The organism is Verrucomicrobiota bacterium (assembly GCA_027622555.1).
In the GTDB taxonomy this organism is placed as follows: domain Bacteria; phylum Verrucomicrobiota; class Verrucomicrobiia; order Opitutales; family UBA2995; genus UBA2995.
Map to the genome: position 1 here is coordinate 26,995 of JAQBYJ010000008.1, position 18,679 is coordinate 45,673.

Consider the following 18,679-nt stretch of genomic DNA (forward strand, 5'->3'; position numbering starts at 1 on the left):
AATCCAACCTCCAAGAATTTTTCTCACGCTTCTGAAATCATACTGAGGATCCGTATTATGCAAAACCGAAACTTTAATCTGTTCCTTTTGAGCTCAATTTTCGGCGTTCTAATTTTAATCCCGGAGTTGATCATGGCTCAAGGGAATGTCTTTGAATCCGATACCCATCGATTCGAAGAGGTGACCGAAGGTGTTTGGTTTGTATACGGAACTGGCTCCATTCGAACCGCGAGTAATTCGATGGTCTTAGTCGGAGACAACGACACCTTGGTAGTCGATTCGCATATCACACCGGCCGCAGCCAAGGCTTTGCTCAAGTCACTTTCAGTTATCAGCGATAAACCGGTCCGTTATTTGATAAATACGCATTATCACTTTGACCACGCTCACGGAAATCAATCGTTCCCGGATGGGGTCGAGATCATTGGTCATGAATTCACACGGACGAAATTGAACGGTGAAACTGGGGACGTTCTAAAGGAGTCTACCTTTGTCAGTTTTACTGAAAGTTTGCCGACCAAAGTTGCCGATTTGGAGCGCCAGGCATTTGAAGAAACTGACCCAAATCGAAAAGCGGAATTGACTGAAAGCCATCGGGTGGAACGCGATTATATGGACGCGACCAAGCAAGTCGTACCCACTCCTCCAAACATCACCTTGGAACGTAAGATGACTTTATTTCAGAAGACGGATGATGGCAGTCGCGAAATTCAGTTACTGCATTTTGGCAGAGCCCACACAGGAGGGGATGTGGTTGTATTTCTTCCAGAAGAGAAAGTTGTTTTTACCGGAGACATGATGCTGCCGGGTCTCGCCTACATGGGCGATGGACATGTCAATGAGTGGCCTAAGGCATTGGACGGACTCAAAGCTTTGGATTTTGATATCTGGTTACCTGGCCATGGCTCGATTATGAGAAGCAGAGAATTCATGGATTATTTTCAGGCTTATCTAAAAGACCTGTGGAGGAAAACTTCTCAGATGCATGGAAAGGGAGTAAGTGCAGACCAAGCAGCCCAGGAGATTGATATGACCAATCACAGCGCAAACATTCCACAAATCAAAGAACCGGGTGTGGACCCAAGGGCAATTCGCAGGATTTACGAATTACTCGATAACCAATAATGCCCGAATAAATCCGCTTGATCCATCGATCGAGAATACAGAAAAATCTTCTTTGTATTTCCTGGTTATTCAGCTGAATCGGCGATCAGCCCTACCCCTACTCAAGCTCCTGCGGTCGCTTTTATGTCCAGCTTGATGACGACTTCATCGCGAACCAGATCGTCAGCTTTTCCCTTGTAAACAATCCCGAAATCGAAACGCATGATGTCGAATTCGGCTTTCAAAGAAACTTCTGAATCTGAGACGGTTACTTGTGAATTGAAGGTGATACTTTTCGTGACTCCATGAAGCGTGAGGTTACCGGTAATTTCGGAACCATTCGACGTTTCTTTTATCGAAGTGAAAGCAAACTCAGCGGTAGGGATAGCAGCCGTATCGAAAAAGTCGGGGCTCTTGAGGTGGCCAGTGAGGCGCCCGTTATCTGCCCAAAGTGAATCCGTCTGAATGGTCACTTTACTTGGCGGGACAATCTTGCCACCCGCTACTGCGATGGTTCCGTTAAATGCCTTGAATCCCCCCTCATGGCTACCGGTTACCTTTGAGCCAATAAATGAAATAGTCGATTCTGGGCTGATAGTATAATTGGTAGCACTAGCCACTGCCTCAACAGCCTGGACCGCTTCGGATACTTTTGCGGATTCTGTGTCGTCAGCAGGATTGGAACAACCCGCGACAAAAAGTCCAACGGCTGCAAGGGAAGTCAAAAAAAAGTATCTATGGTTCGTCATCATACGAATAGGTTGATTTGGACTTGGCTCTAGAGTCAATGATGGACTGATAGGAGTTTTCCCAATCAGAGCTTTATCCGCACACCATTTTTTGAAGCCCCAGAATCATGGATAACGCTATAAATCTAACTACGCAACTCGACATCCGATTCCCTGCGAAACCCATTTACCATCAAATCTCCATTAGCCCGAATTTCCAGAATGGCATAGCTGTTGTTTTCGGGACCGCTGTGGTCTACGACTGATTTTAAGGTGTAGTAGTGGATGCCGTTGATTGGGTGGTAACCACCTTCGTGTTGGTGACCTTGAAAGACTGCCAGTACTTTATTTGATTCTTCCACGGAGAGATATAGGGTCAACGGAGAGATATAGGGTCAATAGTCAATTATCAAGTTCCCAAGTGCTTTGGCCTGCGGACAGGATGATTCTTTTTCACGCTGGTAGACGCCACAAATCGCACTCACAGACCGGGTGGCGCCCATTTCTAGATGTTTGGTCAACCAGGCATTGGTAACTGCTGTTTCCCTTTTCAACTTCGAGGCTATCGCCAATTTCCAATCAACAGACCGTTTTTCCTTCTGCGCGTCCTTCGTTGTTTTTCTTAGATGAGATAAACATTGTGTCAAGCTCGCCTCCCACAATGTTTCGTTAAGCAGGGCAAGGTCTATCCGATCAAGACGCAGCACCGCAGGCGTTATTTTTAGTTCCGCGGCCACCGCCTTTCCAAACTTTTTTGAACCCAGGCTCCAACCACGGCACATTTGACGGTCCAGTTCTTCTACCTCTTTCGGATCTTCACTTACTTCGAGTCTAAGGTGATTGATGTAACGCACCCAACCACCCTTGCTGTCGTCAAAATCGCTAAAATAATCCATCCACTCGCAATCAAGAAATCCTGGACGACTGGATCGCTTGGGGAAATAGAACAGGCTGGTCCAAGGATACCTTCCTATACTTTCCAGATCGACTAAGCCGACTTGCACAGGATTTAGATGGATGTAGTCCACCAGCTTCAACCAATGCTCGCCTGGTTCTACCGCTATCGATTTGAATCGACCTTGAAACAAGTGGCCACGTTCCTTTCGGTACTTATTGAATCGGGCGGCAAAGGTGGACTGCAACCACCGCATACCGTTAGACAAGTTACCACGTGGAGTGCCGATGCAAAGGTGATAGTGGTTAGTCATTAAACAAAACCCTGAAAGCTTCCAGGAGAATCTCTCACAAGCTTCGAAAAGGGTTTTGACGAATGAAACTTTGGCTCCTTCTGATTCGAAAATATCACTCCGGTAGTTTCCACGATTAAGAACATGGTAGAGCCCTGTATTACTTTCAACCCGAAATTTGCGCACCATACTACAAATACAAAACGAGTCAGCTGGTTAAGTCAACTTGACAATTGACTATTGACCCTTTCGGCTCCTCCCCACCCTTTCGGCTCCTCCCCTTTCGGCTCCTCCTACCCTTTCGGCTCCTCCATTTCTTGAACCACTTGGGTAAACTGAAACAGGTTCGTTACATTTATTATGAATCTTTAGTTGAGTGGTGCGGTTGAACCTTACAGGTTGGTTGAATGGAACAGCGATTGAGTCCTCCGGTACTGCGGATGCATTTGACTAAATGGTTAGCCGTATTCGCGGTTAGCCAATGTAGCTTGGGAGCGCTTTTCGGGAACGACACTTATGAGAAACTGAAGTCCGGTCCTATGATTGGCCATGCGACTATGGCGGAAGTTTTGATATGGGTTCAAACCACGGGTCCCTCCGAAGTAGAGATAAAGTACTGGGACAAAAAGGATCCTGGAACCAAGCGAACAACAACCGCCATTCAAACCGAAAAAGAATCCGGGTTCGTTGCAAAGTGTATCGCCGATGAAGTTCAGGCAAACACCTCCTACGATTACGAAGTCTGGATCGATGGGGAAAAAGTAACTCCGCGATTTCGAGAGGAATATGGAAATGGTGACGCCATTCCGCTGGAATTTTCCTCCGCCAAGAACTGGCGATTCCGCGAAGAAGGTCACCAGATCTTCGACTTCACAATCGGGTTTGGAAGCTGCGCCTATATAAATCAAGAAGGTGGATACGATCGGCTTGGAGGGAAGCCCTATGGCGGAGATTATGAAATATTTGAAAGCATATACGAAAAAGACCCGGACCTCTTCATTTGGCTAGGCGACAGTATCTATTTAAACGAGACGGACTGGACTTCCTGGACGGGCATTTTACAGCGATGGACACATTCCCGGTCACTGCCTCACATGCGCGGTATGCTCGCCAGCACTCCGAACTATTTCATTTGGGATGATCATGACTACGGCCCCAATAATTCCGGTTGGGACTTTTGGAATAAAGAACAAACCACCAATGCCTTTAAGTTGTTTACGGGAAACCCGTCGGCAGGACTTCCTACCCTTCCAGGGACCTTCACTTTTTTTAATTATGGGGACGCCAATTTATACCTGATGGACAACCGGTATTACCGAGATGGTCCAGAGCATCTCAAGCCTTTCGACCGCAATCGGTCGGCGCTCGGTAAAAAACAGGTGGACTGGTTGATCAGCTCGATGAAATACAGACAAGGCCAATCAACTGATGGGTATATGCCCAGCTATCCTTCGAATTTTAACATCATATGCATAGGTAATCCCGTTCTGGCCGAGGTTGCCAACGAAGACAGCTACCGGATGTTCGATGAGGAGTGGCAGTATTTGATGGACCGTATTGTGGAAGAAGGAATCGACGGAGTCGTTTTTCTAAGTGGAGATGTGCATTTTGGAGAAGCGAACATGCTGGAAATTACCGGCGGTGGGAATCCTGGAAAAGCTGGAAAAGCCGGTCTCAAGGGAAAAACCTATCGACTCATCGAATTTGTAAGCAGCCCACTGACCTCGGGATCCTGGGCAGGAGATGCAAAAAATAAGTACCGCTACGATATTTTTCCAGGTGAGACGGACCGAGTCGGAGAACGACACTTCTCCACTCTCAGGTTCGAAGGACCTTTGGACGATCGATACATGACCATACGCTACTTTAACACTCAGGGTGAGCTGTTGAATCAGAAAGAAGGCACTGAGAAAGGAACCGTAACCGATGCCTCTGTGATATCAGCGAACTGGTTGAGGGCTCCGCAGAGGAGGAAGTAAGGGTAAGAAAAAGGTGTCTGGTGTCCGGAGGCAGGCGTCAGTGTTCAGATTCTTAACGGCACTGCGGGGACGCAGTGGCCCTGCCTGAGAGAAGGAAGTGAAGGGGTTGTGAATAGCAGGTTTCGGGTGTCATGGTTAGAGAGTTTTTTCTATAATTAATCGCTGATCCAGGTAGGGCGGTTTCGCTGTAAACCGCAGATTCCAAGTCGGCTCGCTCGGCGATCGAGCCCTACCTATTTCAGGGAAATTGCGACCGCCAATAGTTAACATGGTTAAAAATGTGATTCGCGTCGTGAACCTACGCTAACAAAAATCGCGACCAAGGTCGCTCCTACATTCTTAAGAATTCCTGACACCCAACACCTTTATAAACTAACCCTCGAAGGGAGCGGCTGGAAGACCTTTAACGCCGGGACGACAGCGGAACAAAGCACCGGCATTGGGCTGTTCTTTCAATTGTTCTTCTGTTTCGTCGACAGAGGCGCAAGTGATATAGAGGTCGCCGAGATCATCGCCGCCAAACCAGCAGGCGGTGACTTTGCGGACCGGGACATCAATCTTCTCAAGGATCTCACCAGAAATCGGGTCGATACATTGGACACAGCTTCCTGCCCAGCGGGCCACCCAAAGACGGCCTTCGGTATCGATGGTCATGCCGTCGAAGACAGGCAATCCTTCATCCCTTGGTTCTTCGCGAATGATGCGGAGGTTTTCGATTTCCCCCTTATCGGCGTCAAAGTCGTAGGCTTCGATTCGGTTCTTGAAACTATCTATATAATAAAACGTGGATTGATCCTTGCTCCAAGCGAGACCGTTTGAACAACCGATGTTGTCTTGAATGATCTCACATTGGAAATCGGCATCCAGGCGGTAAAGGCTGCCGATCGCAACACCGTCCCTACTGGCCATCGTGCCGGCCCAAAGGCGTCCTTGAGGATCGCACTTCCCGTCATTGAACCTGCCGGCCAAGGTTTCCGCTGGCGGATTCGGAAGCGGGGTCAATCGCTCAGTAGTTGGATTGAACAAGGCAAACCCGTTCTCCATGGCCAAAACCACTCCACCGGATTTACGAGGCACCACCGTGCCGACTTTCCCGGGAAGCTGGAAGGTCTCTTTTTTGTCGTCCTTCGGGTGATAGATATGGAGACGTTTTTCCTCAATATCTACCCAGTATAACCGCTTGTCGTACCAGATGGGTCCTTCACCCAGGGTGGCTCCTGCTTTCCAAACAACTTCTAATTCCATAAGGAACTAGCAAACCGCAGTTTTTTGCAGTTGGACAGAAAATTGAGCACCTTTTTCAGGAAGATTCTCGGCATAGATGTCTCCACCATGAGCAGCCATTACTTTTTTGCAGATATTCAGACCAAGGCCAGTACTGCTTTCGCCACCCGTTGGCTGAACGGAAGTCTTTGAAAAACTTCCGAAGAGCTTGTCAAACTCATCCTCTGGAACACCTGGGCCTTCATCAGCCACCCGGAAAAATACCCAATTATTGTCGCTTTCCAGGATAACCCGGATAGTCGTCCCAGGCTGAGAAAATTTAATAGCGTTGCTCAACAGGTTATCCATAACCCTACGCACTTGACGCTTATCACAGTTAACCAGTTTTGGAATTTCTTTTTCGATAAACTCAATTGAGATGTCTTTTTTCTCGGCTGTCACACGGTAGAGATTGATCGAGGTCTTTACGACCTGGTAGAGGTCCACCTCGGCGATTTCGACATTGAGTTGCCCGGTTTCTATCAGAGCCACATCGAAGAGATCATTGACCAGGGCGAGCATCGATTCGGAAGCTTCGAAAATGCTTGAAGCCATTTCAGCTTGGGTAGCGCTAAGCGCGCCAAATTTCCCGGAAGCAAGAAAGTGTGAAAGCCCATTGATGGATACCAAGGGATTTCTCAAATCGTGCGAAGCAATACCAAGGAACTTCGACTTCTCGGAGTTGGCCTGGGTGAGGGCTTGAATAAAGGTGGTATGCTGCTGGAGGAGACTCCGCACTTTTAAATGGGTTTCAATCCGCGCCATCGCTTCCTTGATCCGGTAGGGCTTGGCGATGTAATCAGAAGCGCCTTCGGAGAAAGCTTGCAGAATCGAGTCAGGATCGGTTTTGCCTGTCATGAAGATGATAGCCACGTTCTGACAGTCGGGCATTTCCTTTAGGATCTGACAGGTTTCCAGCCCATCCATGCCTTCCATCATGATATCGAGCAGGATGAGATCCGGCTTAACCGACTCGATCATTGAAATACCTTCTTCTCCGCTGGCGGCGCTGAACACTTTGAAGCCATTGCGTTCAAGAACCTTTGATATGAGTTTTCGATCAAGGGGACTGTCGTCGATGACAAGGATCACCTTGTTGGAAATATCAATGGAATCGTCAGTAATCATAGAAAGAGCTGCCATCCAGAGTGAATAGCAGATAAGTTAGAGATCCGCTAATTTCCAAAAAATACTCCCCATATTCGCTCCAAAAGGTAGCGGACAGGCGAATTTTACACTCATTATACGCAGATCAGGGCCAACTCAGGCTTCATGGCCTTTCATCTGCCTCAAAATTCAGGCGATTAACCTACGGTTCCAAATATCTTTTTAACGGACGCAACCGCGTAGTCACGGTTCATTTGGGCAATAAAATCGAGGGTGATGCCTTTTGGACAAACCGCCTGACACTCGCCGTAATTGGTGCAACTTCCGAAGCCTGCCTCATCCATGGCAGTTACCATCCCAAGTACTCGACTATCTTTCTCCGCCTTACCCTGAGGTAGACTATTTAGCTGAGAGGACTTGGCCGCCGTGAAAAGCATGGCCGAGGCGTTTTTACAAGCGGCTACGCAAGCACCACAGCCAATACAAGCTGCAGCATCCATGGCGTATTCTGCCACCTCTTTTTGAATGGGGATCGCATTCCCATCAGGGGCGCTTCCGGTACGAACGGTTATAAAACCACCGGCTTGCTGGATCCTATCCATGAGCGAACGATCAACCACCAGATCGTGCAAAACTGGAAACGGTTTAGCCCGCCACGGTTCGACGGTGATGGTTTCTCCATCGTTGAAATGACGCATATGCAACTGGCATACCGTTGTCATTCGCTCGGGACCATGCGGAATGCCGTTAATGGTCAGGGAACACATTCCACAGATGCCTTCGCGACAGTCGTGGTCGAAAGCAACCGGCTCGTCACCCTTCTCTATAATATCCTCATTGAGCAGGTCGAGCATCTCCAAAAACGAAGAATCGGATGATACGTCGTCCATCTTGTAATCCACTAACTTGCCGGTGGCGTTTGCGCCGTCCTGTCTCCAAATGCGTAAAGTCAATTTCATGAAAATGATCTCCGATTACTTATAACTCCTTGTGGCCATTTTTACTGATTGATAAACCAGTTCTTCCTTGTGCTTAACCGGGGCGGTTTCGATACCCTTGTGCTCCCAGACAGAGGCGTGCGAAAAATTCCCGTCGTCACGTTTCGCTTCACCTTCCTCAGTCTGGTGTTCAACGCGGAAATGACCGCCACAGGATTCGTTGCGATCGAGGGCATCGTGACACATGAGCTCAGCGAACTCCAAGTGGTCAGCGACGCGGCCGGCACGTTCGAGTTCGATGTTCAATTTCTCACCGCTGCCAGGAATACGAACATTACTCCAAAATTCCTGCCGGAGTTCCGGAATTAATTGCAGTGCCTTTTTGAGGCCTTCTTCACAGCGAGCCATGCCACAATATTCCCACATGATACGTCCCAGCTCCATATGGATGGAACGAGCTGACCGCTTCCCTTGAATACCGAGCATTGTTTGAACTCGATCTTGAACGGCTGCTTTAGCTTCCCTGAAGGCGGGACCATCGGGGTCGGGAGCACCTGCGCCGACCTGGGCGAGGTAATTGCCAATCGTATAAGGCGCAACAAAGTATCCGTCGGCCAAACCTTGCATGAGGGCACTGGCGCCCAATCGGTTTGCGCCATGATCAGAGAAGTTTGCCTCACCGAGGACAAAGAGACCTTCGAGGTTACTCATCAAATTGTAGTCCACCCAGAGGCCGCCCATGGTATAGTGCGGGGCGGGATAAATCATCATGGGTGTTTCATAGCCACTGTCACCTGAGATACGCTGATACATATCAAACAGGTTCCCGTAACGCTCCGCGATGGCGGATTGGCCAAGGCGTTCAATCGCGTCTTCAAAATCCAAATACACTCCAAATCCCGTGTGGGAGATCCCCCTGCCCTCGTCGCAGGCTTCCTTAGCCGAGCGACTGGAAATATCGCGCGGAGCAAGGTTTCCAAAACTCGGGTATTTGCGTTCAAGGTAATAATCTCGATCCGCCTTAGCCACATCCCGTGGATGGATTTCTTTTTTGCGAAGCCGTTCAGCAACCTTGGGGTCTTTCGGTACCCATACCCGACCGTCGTTACGAAGAGACTCGGACATCAAAGTCAGTTTCGACTGATGATCTCCTTCCTGCGGAATACAGGTCGGGTGAATTTGAGTGTAGCAAGGATTGGCGAACCCGGCCCCTTTTTTGTATGAACGGTATGCACCCGTGACGTTTACTCCGGCGGCGCAGGTCGAAAGAAAGAAAACGGTGCTGTATCCACCAGTGGCGAGCACAACGGCATCCGCGCTCCAGGACTCGATCTCACCGTTAACAAGATTGCGCGTAATAATGCCCTTTGCATGACCGTCCACAAGAACAGGCTCCAACATTTCGTGGCGGTTATACATTTGTACCTGACCGCGAGCGATCTGAGCATTCAAGGCGGAATAGGCACCGAGCAATAGCTGCTGACCTGTTTGACCCCGAGCATAGAAAGTACGTGAAACCTGAGCTCCGCCAAACGAGCGGTTGGCTAATAAGCCACCGTATTCGCGGGCAAACGGCACTCCCTGGGCAACACATTGGTCTATGATATTTCCACTGACTTCGGCCAAGCGGTATACATTAGCTTCCCGGGACCGGAAATCGCCCCCCTTGATTGTGTCATAAAACAGACGATACACGCTGTCACCGTCGTTCTGGTAATTCTTGGAGGCGTTAATACCTCCCTGGGCGGCAATCGAGTGCGCCCTGCGTGGACTGTCCTGATAACAGAAACATTTTACGTTGTAACCAAGCTCACCGAGAGTCGCCGACAGTGAACCACCGGCCAATCCGGAACCCACAACGATAATATTGTATTTTCTTTTGTTTGCTGGATTTACCAGCTTGCTGCTGAACTTGTGGTTCCGCCACTTATCTTCGAGAGGACCTTCTGGGATTTTCGCGTTTAAATTCATGACCTAAATAGTTCTCGGTTACAGGTTATACGGATGCTTGGACGAACCCGAACCAAATGCACAAGGGGATGGAAGCGTATCCCAGAAAGGTTACCAAGCCATACGCTTTGGCGAACTTGTCCAAGCGGTACCGCCAGACCTCGTTGCGCAAACCAAGGGATTGGAACATACTACTGACACCGTGTGAAAGGTGCATGCAAAGAAGGAAGGTGCCAATAAGGTAGAATATCGAAATCAACGGGTATGAGAACCCGGCAACCATCATATCGTGCAGATTGTGAACCATTAGTGGTTTACCAAACGCATCAATGACCGTTTGCCCGTTTTTAATCAATAGTACCTCGGCCGGATATTCGGTGCCATCACTGGTAAGAATCGAATGATAGTATTCATGACCTGGCACCGCCCTGACGGTGTAGTGCAGTAAATGAAAAATCAGAAAGACCAGTATGATCAATCCCGACAGGATCATCGTACGCGATGCGAGGGAGGCTTGGACCGTTGCGTTTACTTCATAATCCTGAGGACGCGCTTTTTTGTTCTGAATTTTTAGCGTAATGGCGGCCCAAATATGTGCGGCAACGCAAAACAGAAGAAAAAGCCTGACAACCCAAAGCAACCCATAGGGTAAATGCTGGAGTTTATACCCATAGGCGTTGATGAGGTAAGGGTCTCCAAAAACCTGGAGGTTTCCAAGCATGTGTCCCAAAACAAACAGGGAAAGCACCAGCCCGGATAATGCCATGATATATTTCTTACCTAATGAAGAAGCAAGTAAGCCCATAAAAAAAGAAACTTTAGAATTTGTTGGCCAGAAGCTGTCAGAGCCTTTCGGAAAGTAAAGTCCCGCGCGGTAAGTCGGGATTTAAGAGCGGTATTATTAGCAACGCTTTAGGTCACTATAAAATTACGAGCCTTACTTCTTATCCTTGTTCGGGCGAAGTAATGACTGGTTCCCAGATATCGGGCGATGGATCCCTGCCCGTTTCCTGCTTGAGGAAATTCCAAAAGAATTCCTCTTCAGACTGCCCCCGTTGATGCAAAGTTGTAAGAATCTTTTCTTCCTGTCTTGGAAGAAGCTGAAGTAAATTCATTTTCCAGACACCCTGATCGCGCGAAAACTCGAGTCGCTCGTCCGGGATGATACTGTTCACGATGATATCTGCAATGGCTTCATTCCCCCCCGGGAGTAAATCTATGTAATCGATTCGCACTTCTGGCTTATCACCCACAAAAAACCATCCCTGAAGAACCGCCTGCTTAAATAAACTCATTTCGGTCATTTCAGTGAGCTGTTCACGATCTTTGATATGCCGTAAAGCCAGGACCTGAAAACGGTCGATAGGCTTGAGCTTTTCGATAACTTCACGATCAGCCGTCAATGCGAGGTTTTTTAGATCAGTAAAATAGTTCCAGGTATTTTCATCGGCCAGTGCCAGGACGGTTTCAAAGTCGTATTTTTTGAGGGCATTCAATACGCCGTAGAATGTTTTCTCTACGAGTATTTCGGGGCCGAGAACTTCTGGATCTTCCTTTACTTTCTCTCTGGTTGGCAGTGGAACGGGCCTGGTGGGGTTGGTTTCCTTTCGATCCACAATCTCGGTCGGTACCCTAGGCAATGCTCTGAGTGGAGCGGCATCAATATATTCATAGAGAAAGGCAACGTTTTGGCGGAATCCTCTGGGCGCATTTTTGAAAGCGGATAGCCAAAAAACCGTGACAAGTAGGGTCGAAAAACAGAACGCCAAAGTAGCGATCCAGGCCCGCCTCTCCAATTGCAACCACACAACGAGTGAAACGACCCAGGCAAAAATTAAATCAATGAGGACCCTGACAAAAAAGGGCTTCGCATAAGCCCACCCAGCTTCTTCAAAATAGGATAGACCCAACCATACCTTTGGAATGGCGAGAACTCCAAAGAGAACTGAACCAATGAAGAAAGGTATTATTAAGCATTTCATCAATCGACTATTAAATACTAAGACTGAGAAGTTGTGCAAACATTCAATATTAGAAGCGGATAAATAGAAAAGCCTTCCTCTAGTTGAGAGTTGCTATATTTTTTCAGAACGCAGCGGGTTAAAGCCTGGATGCTTAACCCATCAAAAGGACTTGCTATCTTGGATCGCCAAAGAGGCATTCTGCGAGGTCTGGTCCACTACCCGGACATACGTTTACTCCAAGGAATTAATATTCAACCACAGGGTTTGTGATTCAGCCCGGTGTTCTAAATTAGAAAACTACTCAGGGATTACGATTTTTTGCCCGACCTTTAGGTAGCGTGGCTGCACGCTTGGATTGGCAGATTGCAGCTTGCTTAAGCTAATCCCAAATTGAGCTGCTACCTTCCCAAGAGTATCGCCAGACTGAATGACATATTCAGTTCCTCCTGGTGGGACTGAAGAGGGGGTTTGAGGAGTTGAGCTTGAAACAGAGGATGAATTCGAAACGGGAGCTGACTTGATTGGGACCCCACTTTTTAGCCTATCTTCAAGCTCAGCGATCTTTATGGTATCTGCACGGCTTTGGGTACGAACTTTCGTGAGCTGTTCCGCAATTTGGGTGAAAGCGCCTTGAGTGGAAGTCGCAAAATCGTCAACGTACGCTTTTGCGACATATTTCTTGGAAAGTCCTGACATTTCTTCCTGCAATCCAGCGACGCTTTCGCTGATTACTGAATTCGCATCCTTCATTATGGCAATTTCATCTATCTGAGATGTCTTTTGAAAAGCCACAAATCCAAGAATCAAACCTGCGATTCCAAATACCAAGGCCGCGATCGCAATGAACGGGGTTGCTTTAGCCATATTTTCCATTTCGCAACTAAAGAGGGATTTGTTGCGAAATTCAAGCAGCGAGTGTGGGCATTCTTCATCAAAATCAAGTGGCCAGTGTGAATCGGGGAAAACGTGCCAAAAAGACCTTTAAGTCCGCCCAAGAAAAAGCCTCCGCCCATAGTGGAGGCACTTTCAAATCCTGGATTTCTTAAAATGGTCGGGGTGGACGGATTCGAACCGCCGACTTCCTGCTCCCAAAGCAGGCGCTCTAGCCAGACTGAACTACACCCCGATACAAAAGAGGGCGTAATCACACGGCTTTTGTCGTTATTGTCAAACGGTTATTTATACCAAATCAGAAGCCCATTTTCGCCACCGCTTAGGTCAATTGGCCGTAGCCTGGAAGTCCATCAATGCTCGTATGATTCTTCTCTTCTCGGTAGGCAGCGACTCCTTCGGGACCCTTATTCGTTGCCCATTTATCAAGCAGGTCGCGATGTCCGACAAATTCAAAGAAGGGGACAGAATATCCACAAGACACAGAAGCTCTTTGAATGTTTACATGAATGATAGAGCGAAGGCCCGGATTTGCCGGTAGTTGGTTTGAATACTTTTCGAAATCCGCATGACCAGGAAGTATGACCGTGCCACGACCATGAAGCCGCATAATACGAGGAGGACCTTCGAAGGAGCAAAGCATGATGAGGATCCGTCCATTTTCATGGAGATGGGCAATTGTTTCATTCCCACTACCGGTATAATCAGCGTATACAAATGTGTCCTGATCGAGGAAAGTAAAACAATCACCACCTTTGGGTGAACAATTGATGTGGCCACTTATACCTGATGGAGCAGTGGACACAAAAAACAGTTTTTGAGCCAATGCCCATTCAATGTGCTTGTCGGTCAATGTTTCAAGTAGATCTCCCATAAAGAAATGGCATAGCCCAAGTTATATTCAAAGAAAAGCACAACATTGGATTGCCTTGGTTGGAGTTAAATTTTATGGATTTTCTTTCTCTCAGATGTCTTCCGTTCATCTTAATCAATTGGTCCATCGCAGCCTCAGCTTATTAATAGGCCTGTGGATAGCTCAAGTTGAAGCCAGGGCACAACAGTCATTGGAGGGCCTGACATTTCAGAATGCATTGAATGTTTGTATTGAGGCGGTGAGCTCAGGGGATCTTGAGATAGCAGCGGCGGCATTTCAAAGTTTGGAGGAAACCTTCGGGAACGAGGACGAGTACCTGCAAGATGCGGCTCAAAAAAAGATACTTCCGCTCAAAGGGTTAGCAGAACTTGGCGCCGGTCAATTCGTAGAGGCGTCACAAACCCTGGAAAGACTCCGAACTTCACACTCTCAAGTTCTCCAAAGTAACGCTTCCCTACTCTATGGATTGGCTCAAGCACATCGTGGGGCTGGAGACCTTGGAAAAGCCAGAGAAGTACTCCTGCTTTATGTATCCCAATTCTCAGGAACCTTTGAAGCATCTCTCGCCTTTCTGGAACGCGCGGATCTGTTCTTTTTAGAAAACAGCGTAGAAGAGGGCCTAGAAGCTATCGACCTATTCGTCGCTTCAAATGCGCCGGAATCCCTAAAAATGCAGGGTACCCTTAAAGCTGTTCAGGCCTGCCTGACAGACAACCGGATAGCCGAAGCTACTGAGAGAATGCTAAAGGCAAACTGGTCGATAACTACAATGCCCGAACTGGCGCACTTGGCATTCTTAGCTCTTCGCTGTGGGGAACATGCTATGGCGACCGGGAATTATCCCGCCGCTCTTAAGCTCTTCCAACTGGTTCCACCGAAATCACAACTCCTTCGCATGCAAACGGAAAAGTTAGCCGACCTTTCCAAACGCCTGGCAAGCCGGTCAGGCAGATCGCTTACAGCAAGAAATCGGCATCAGCAAACTTATCTACTGGGATTACATAGACAACTGTCCCAACAACTGGAAGCCTTGGAAAGCTCGGAAGATTACACTCCATCTTTCTACCTTCATTACGGACAATCTCTATTATTCGATGCTCAGTTTTACAAAGCGTGGTTGGTGTTTGAGTACATCGCGCTAAAAGAAGCGTATCCACCACAAGTAAGAGAGGAGGCACATTACCGCTGGGTGGTTTGCGCCCATCAACTGGAAGAGTGGGAAGAAGCGTTAACTATCGCCCGAAACTTCGTGGACCGATACCCAGAATCCTCATTAGCTCCGCAGGCGCTTTACCTCATTGCCAAGGCTCACCTGGAGCAGCGAAGATATCCGGAAAGCATAGAAGTACTGAGCGATTTAATTGAGCGATTTCCCGACAACCCGCTTCATGGTCGCTGGTTGTTTACCCGAGGATTTAATCAAGTCGTTCTGGAAGATTACGTAGCAGCCCGAGAAGATTTCAGATCTTATTCAACAAAGCATCCCCAAGGTCCCCTTCTCATAAACGCGAACCTGTGGACCGCGCTCACTCATTTCTTTGAGAAGAATTATTCTGTATGTATTGAGCAGCTGACCATCCTGTTGGAAATGGATAAACGGCAGCCTTTGTATCCGGAAGTTTTGTACAGACTGGCTTCGGCGCAGTATTCCGCGAGGGAATATGATTCGGCACTGCTTGCTATTGACGACTACCTTTCGAATTTCGAAAGACATCAGCGTGTAAATGAAGCCAGAGTTTTGAAGGGAGATATTTCCATGGGTAATGGAGTGCTCGATGCCGCAATTGGGTCGTTCAACCTGGTAACTCCAGATTCACCGGACCTTTTTCTATATAGCGTTTTTCAAATTGGAAAAATTCTGCGTGCTCAGGAGGAATACGAACAACTGGTCAGTCACTTCGATGTCTTTCTCAATAATACGAATGCCCCCCGCATACGCGTAAGTGAAGCCCTTTACTGGCTCGGTTGGGCCTACCAGCAACAAGGCAAGGTTGACAAAGCCTTCCCCGTTTTTGAAGAGGCATTAAATACCTACGGGGATGATCCTAATGCAGGAGAAACCCAATCGATACTCAAGGCTTTGGAGCAGTTGAAAAACAGACAAGGCGCACCGATTAATCAGACCCATAGCCAACTGGCGAAATCTACTGATTTTAAAACGTGGTTAGCAAATGAGATCGCCTCAGCAAAATCAAAGAATGCCCCGACCTATCTTTCCCGACTTGTTTTATACTATAACAATCGTTACTCGAACGATACTCCGCAGCCTTATCCTCTGCTAGAGCTGGCGGACCTGGCACCTAAAGAGAAACTTGACCCGGAAGTCCTCGGAAAAATCGGATTAGAATTCATAAACCATAACGATACAAGAGGCGGAATTTATTGTAATTATTTGATTGAAGCCTTCCCGACATCGAACGCTCGGGCCATGGGATATCTGGGCTTGGCACGCATCGCATCAACAGAAGGCGAGTATGACCAAGCCAGGATTTGGCTTAACAAGTCAGAGGCTCAAGTTCCAGTTCACCCGCATATGAATGAGTCCAAACTCCTGCTGGGGAGTATTCTTACCTCGCTTCGAGAATACGATTTGTCCATCGATACCTACGAAACCCTTCTCCGATTAAAATCGGCTCGAGGTCGACCCCATGCGGTGGCTCTCAACGGAATCGCCCGGGTTCACCAAAACTTGGGTGAATCCGACAAAGCAGTGGCTTACTACCAACGGATTTATAACATGTATCGGGCCTATCCGGACCTGGTTGCTTCGGCTTACTGGGCGAGTGCCACTTTATTTGAATCGATGGATCGCATTCCTGAAGCCGTGAAAACACTTCAGGAAATGCTGAATCAGGATCAACTGTCGCCATTCCCTGAATGGGAGAACGCGCAACAAAAATTGCCCGAGCTCATCCCATTATTACCGGTTGGGGTGAAAGCATCGGAAGAAGGGAGTCCTAATGAATAGGCATAAAAGCGTATTGTCTCTTATCCTTATAAGCATGGGCATCCTGGGTTCTATGCAACTGGGATACGGAGTTGAGGGCATTATTACAAATACGGATGGTCGCACCTTTGAGGGAGAAATTAAAGCGATGCCAAATGGAAGCATTGAACTGCAGTTATCTGCGGACTCGGGATCTGTATCTTACAATTTTCTCAAGGAAAATTTGGCGGGCATTGAATTCCTCGATGCTGAAAATCTGGAAGACGGATTAGAGGCATATGGAAATGGGCAATACCAAGTGGCGATAACATTTCTTGAATCGATTCACCGGAGCCGTAGCCCTTTCCTAAAGATTTATCCCAAGGAGGAATTCGCTGACCCCAGTTTAGTGCTAGGAAGTGCTTATTTAAAAATTGAACGGTTTGCTGAGGCAGCTGGTCTTGCGGGTACTTTATTAAACTTAAAATTCGAAGACCCTGGTATTCATGACCAGGCAAACGAACTCTTACTCATGGCCTACTTTGGATTAAGGCGCTGGGACGAAACAGAAATTCTAGCCAAGCGGTGGTGCGAGAATCACGATCCTGCTGATGAAACTGCCTTGGGTTGGTGGATACTGAGCGAAGTTCATTTAGCTCGTGAGGAATTGGAGAAAGCCCGCTGGATTAGCCTGCAACCCATTACTTTCAGCAGCCAGTATCCTAAGGCTTATTTGCAAGAATGTTTCCATGTTGCAATTGCCGCTTGGATTGAAACATCACCCGAACAAGCCCTTCAATTGTATCGGCAATACCAGGATCGTGGGTACGTTTGGCCCGAGGGAAAACAACGTGAGATCCAATTAAAATTAACAGGTCTGGGCTTGCGCGTGGAAGATGAACCGACCCAGGAAGAATCGAAGTCTTTGGAAATTGAGGAAGGCCAGCCGGAAAAAGATTTAAATTTGCCTCTTGAGACAGTAAGAAAACTAACAACAAAGACAGAATCAGGTAACGCTCCATGAACCGACTCATTTTTATATTCCTTTCGATGTCTCTACTTCTGCCCCAAATACTCTTTGGTCAACCCGAAGCGCCGGTGGGAGATTCGTTAAGCCTTTGGGGAATGATAAAACAAGGCGGCTGGGCCATGTATCCGCTTGGTCTTTGTTCCCTAACCATGTTTTTTCTCATACTTCATTGTTGGCGCGAAACTCAGAGATCGAAATTCATTCCATCTAGCGGGATCGAGCAAGTGGCAGAATCTCTATCTAATGGAATTATCGAAGAAGCCATTGGAAAACTAAGGCAAATTCCGACCGTTCTTTCACGGGCAATGAGCGAAAGCTTGAGTCGAGCAAAAACACCCATGTCGGACAGAAACAAAGAAAAGGTCGAGGCAAGCTTGGTTGAATCCTTAGAGGGTGAAGAAAATAACATCAGCCAATGGATCAATTACCTGAATGTTATTGCGGCCATCGCGCCGATGATCGGATTGCTGGGAACAGTGAGTGGCATGATCGGCGCGTTCCAGACTATTTCCAGTCAAGGCATGGGCAATCCCGATAAATTCGCAGGAAATATAGGCGAGGCTTTAATTACCACCGCCACTGGCTTGGTGATCGGTATTCCTTCGATGGTATTTTATTTTGTTATGCGAAACCGCTTGAACAACGCAATGTTGGCTACCATTCAGTCAGCGAATTCCTTGCTGGATTTCCTGGGAGGCGATCTTGAACCTAAGAGTGGCGACGAAAAGCCTTAAGAAA

At 47.8% G+C, this 18,679-nt stretch carries 16 protein-coding genes and 1 tRNA gene; 5 read left to right on the forward strand and 12 right to left on the reverse strand.

The window, feature by feature from the left end; translation table 11 throughout:
• Nucleotides 1-57 precede the first annotated feature (57 nt).
• Nucleotides 58-1,125, forward strand: coding sequence for an MBL fold metallo-hydrolase (locus O3C43_03675; protein MDA1065582.1), 1,068 nt, complete (start codon nucleotides 58-60; stop codon nucleotides 1,123-1,125).
• A 101-nt stretch (nucleotides 1,126-1,226) separates the two neighbouring features.
• Here O3C43_03675 and O3C43_03680 read toward each other — a convergent pair whose 3' ends face one another.
• The 3 genes from O3C43_03680 to O3C43_03690 all read right to left on the reverse strand — a co-directional run bounded on the left by O3C43_03680 (nucleotide 1,227) and on the right by O3C43_03690 (nucleotide 3,208).
• The gene (locus O3C43_03680) at nucleotides 1,227-1,829 is read right to left on the reverse strand and encodes a YceI family protein (GenBank protein MDA1065583.1); all 603 of its coding nucleotides are present in this window, start codon (nucleotides 1,827-1,829) and stop codon (nucleotides 1,227-1,229) included.
• Between the two features lie 149 nt (nucleotides 1,830-1,978).
• Complete coding sequence (locus O3C43_03685) at nucleotides 1,979-2,212, reverse strand: hypothetical protein (GenBank protein ID MDA1065584.1); 234 nt, start codon at nucleotides 2,210-2,212, stop codon at nucleotides 1,979-1,981.
• A 15-nt stretch (nucleotides 2,213-2,227) separates the two neighbouring features.
• Complete coding sequence (locus tag O3C43_03690; GenBank protein ID MDA1065585.1) at nucleotides 2,228-3,208, reverse strand: transposase; 981 nt, start codon at nucleotides 3,206-3,208, stop codon at nucleotides 2,228-2,230.
• 218 nt (nucleotides 3,209-3,426) lie between these two features.
• Here O3C43_03690 and O3C43_03695 point away from each other — a divergent pair, with 218 nt between their 5' ends.
• Nucleotides 3,427-4,998, forward strand: a complete 1,572-nt coding sequence (locus tag O3C43_03695) for an alkaline phosphatase D family protein (protein MDA1065586.1) — start codon at nucleotides 3,427-3,429, stop codon at nucleotides 4,996-4,998.
• A 372-nt stretch (nucleotides 4,999-5,370) separates the two neighbouring features.
• Here the strand turns inward: O3C43_03695 and O3C43_03700 are convergent, their stop codons facing one another.
• The 9 genes from O3C43_03700 to O3C43_03740 form a co-directional block, all read right to left on the reverse strand.
• The gene (locus O3C43_03700) at nucleotides 5,371-6,243 is read right to left on the reverse strand and encodes an SMP-30/gluconolactonase/LRE family protein (GenBank protein ID MDA1065587.1); all 873 of its coding nucleotides are present in this window, start codon (nucleotides 6,241-6,243) and stop codon (nucleotides 5,371-5,373) included.
• A gap of 6 nt (nucleotides 6,244-6,249) precedes the next feature.
• Complete coding sequence (locus O3C43_03705) at nucleotides 6,250-7,404, reverse strand: hybrid sensor histidine kinase/response regulator (GenBank protein ID MDA1065588.1); 1,155 nt, start codon at nucleotides 7,402-7,404, stop codon at nucleotides 6,250-6,252.
• A gap of 161 nt (nucleotides 7,405-7,565) precedes the next feature.
• Entirely contained in the window at nucleotides 7,566-8,327 is a 762-nt protein-coding gene (locus tag O3C43_03710; protein ID MDA1065589.1) for a succinate dehydrogenase/fumarate reductase iron-sulfur subunit, read from the reverse strand.
• Nucleotides 8,328-8,342: 15 nt separating this feature from the next.
• Complete coding sequence (locus O3C43_03715) at nucleotides 8,343-10,277, reverse strand: fumarate reductase/succinate dehydrogenase flavoprotein subunit (protein ID MDA1065590.1); 1,935 nt, start codon at nucleotides 10,275-10,277, stop codon at nucleotides 8,343-8,345.
• 25 nt (nucleotides 10,278-10,302) lie between these two features.
• Nucleotides 10,303-11,061: a succinate dehydrogenase cytochrome b subunit gene (locus O3C43_03720; GenBank protein ID MDA1065591.1), complete on the reverse strand. Its 759-nt coding sequence runs from the start codon at nucleotides 11,059-11,061 to the stop codon at nucleotides 10,303-10,305.
• A 139-nt stretch (nucleotides 11,062-11,200) separates the two neighbouring features.
• Nucleotides 11,201-12,238 carry a hypothetical protein gene (locus tag O3C43_03725; GenBank protein MDA1065592.1) on the reverse strand — a complete coding sequence of 346 codons (1,038 nt, stop codon included), beginning with the start codon at nucleotides 12,236-12,238 and terminating at the stop codon, nucleotides 11,201-11,203.
• Nucleotides 12,239-12,517: 279 nt separating this feature from the next.
• Complete coding sequence (locus O3C43_03730) at nucleotides 12,518-13,084, reverse strand: LysM peptidoglycan-binding domain-containing protein (protein MDA1065593.1); 567 nt, start codon at nucleotides 13,082-13,084, stop codon at nucleotides 12,518-12,520.
• 184 nt (nucleotides 13,085-13,268) lie between these two features.
• Nucleotides 13,269-13,346 (reverse strand) — tRNA-Pro (locus O3C43_03735).
• An 87-nt stretch (nucleotides 13,347-13,433) separates the two neighbouring features.
• A complete protein-coding gene (locus O3C43_03740) occupies nucleotides 13,434-13,985 on the reverse strand; it encodes a pyridoxamine 5'-phosphate oxidase family protein (GenBank protein MDA1065594.1) in 552 nt (183 codons plus the stop codon).
• A gap of 94 nt (nucleotides 13,986-14,079) precedes the next feature.
• On the opposite strand from O3C43_03740, the gene O3C43_03745 reads away from it, so the two are divergent.
• From O3C43_03745 to O3C43_03755, 3 genes are read left to right on the forward strand one after another with little or no spacing between them, the layout of a single operon-like run.
• Complete coding sequence (locus O3C43_03745; protein MDA1065595.1) at nucleotides 14,080-16,953, forward strand: tetratricopeptide repeat protein; 2,874 nt, start codon at nucleotides 14,080-14,082, stop codon at nucleotides 16,951-16,953.
• Complete coding sequence (locus O3C43_03750) at nucleotides 16,946-17,935, forward strand: hypothetical protein (protein ID MDA1065596.1); 990 nt, start codon at nucleotides 16,946-16,948, stop codon at nucleotides 17,933-17,935. Before O3C43_03745 ends, O3C43_03750 begins: the two co-directional genes overlap by 8 nt.
• Nucleotides 17,932-18,675 carry a MotA/TolQ/ExbB proton channel family protein gene (locus tag O3C43_03755; protein MDA1065597.1) on the forward strand — a complete coding sequence of 248 codons (744 nt, stop codon included), beginning with the start codon at nucleotides 17,932-17,934 and terminating at the stop codon, nucleotides 18,673-18,675. The genes O3C43_03750 and O3C43_03755 overlap by 4 nt, the downstream gene beginning before the upstream one ends.
• Nucleotides 18,676-18,679 lie beyond the last annotated feature (4 nt).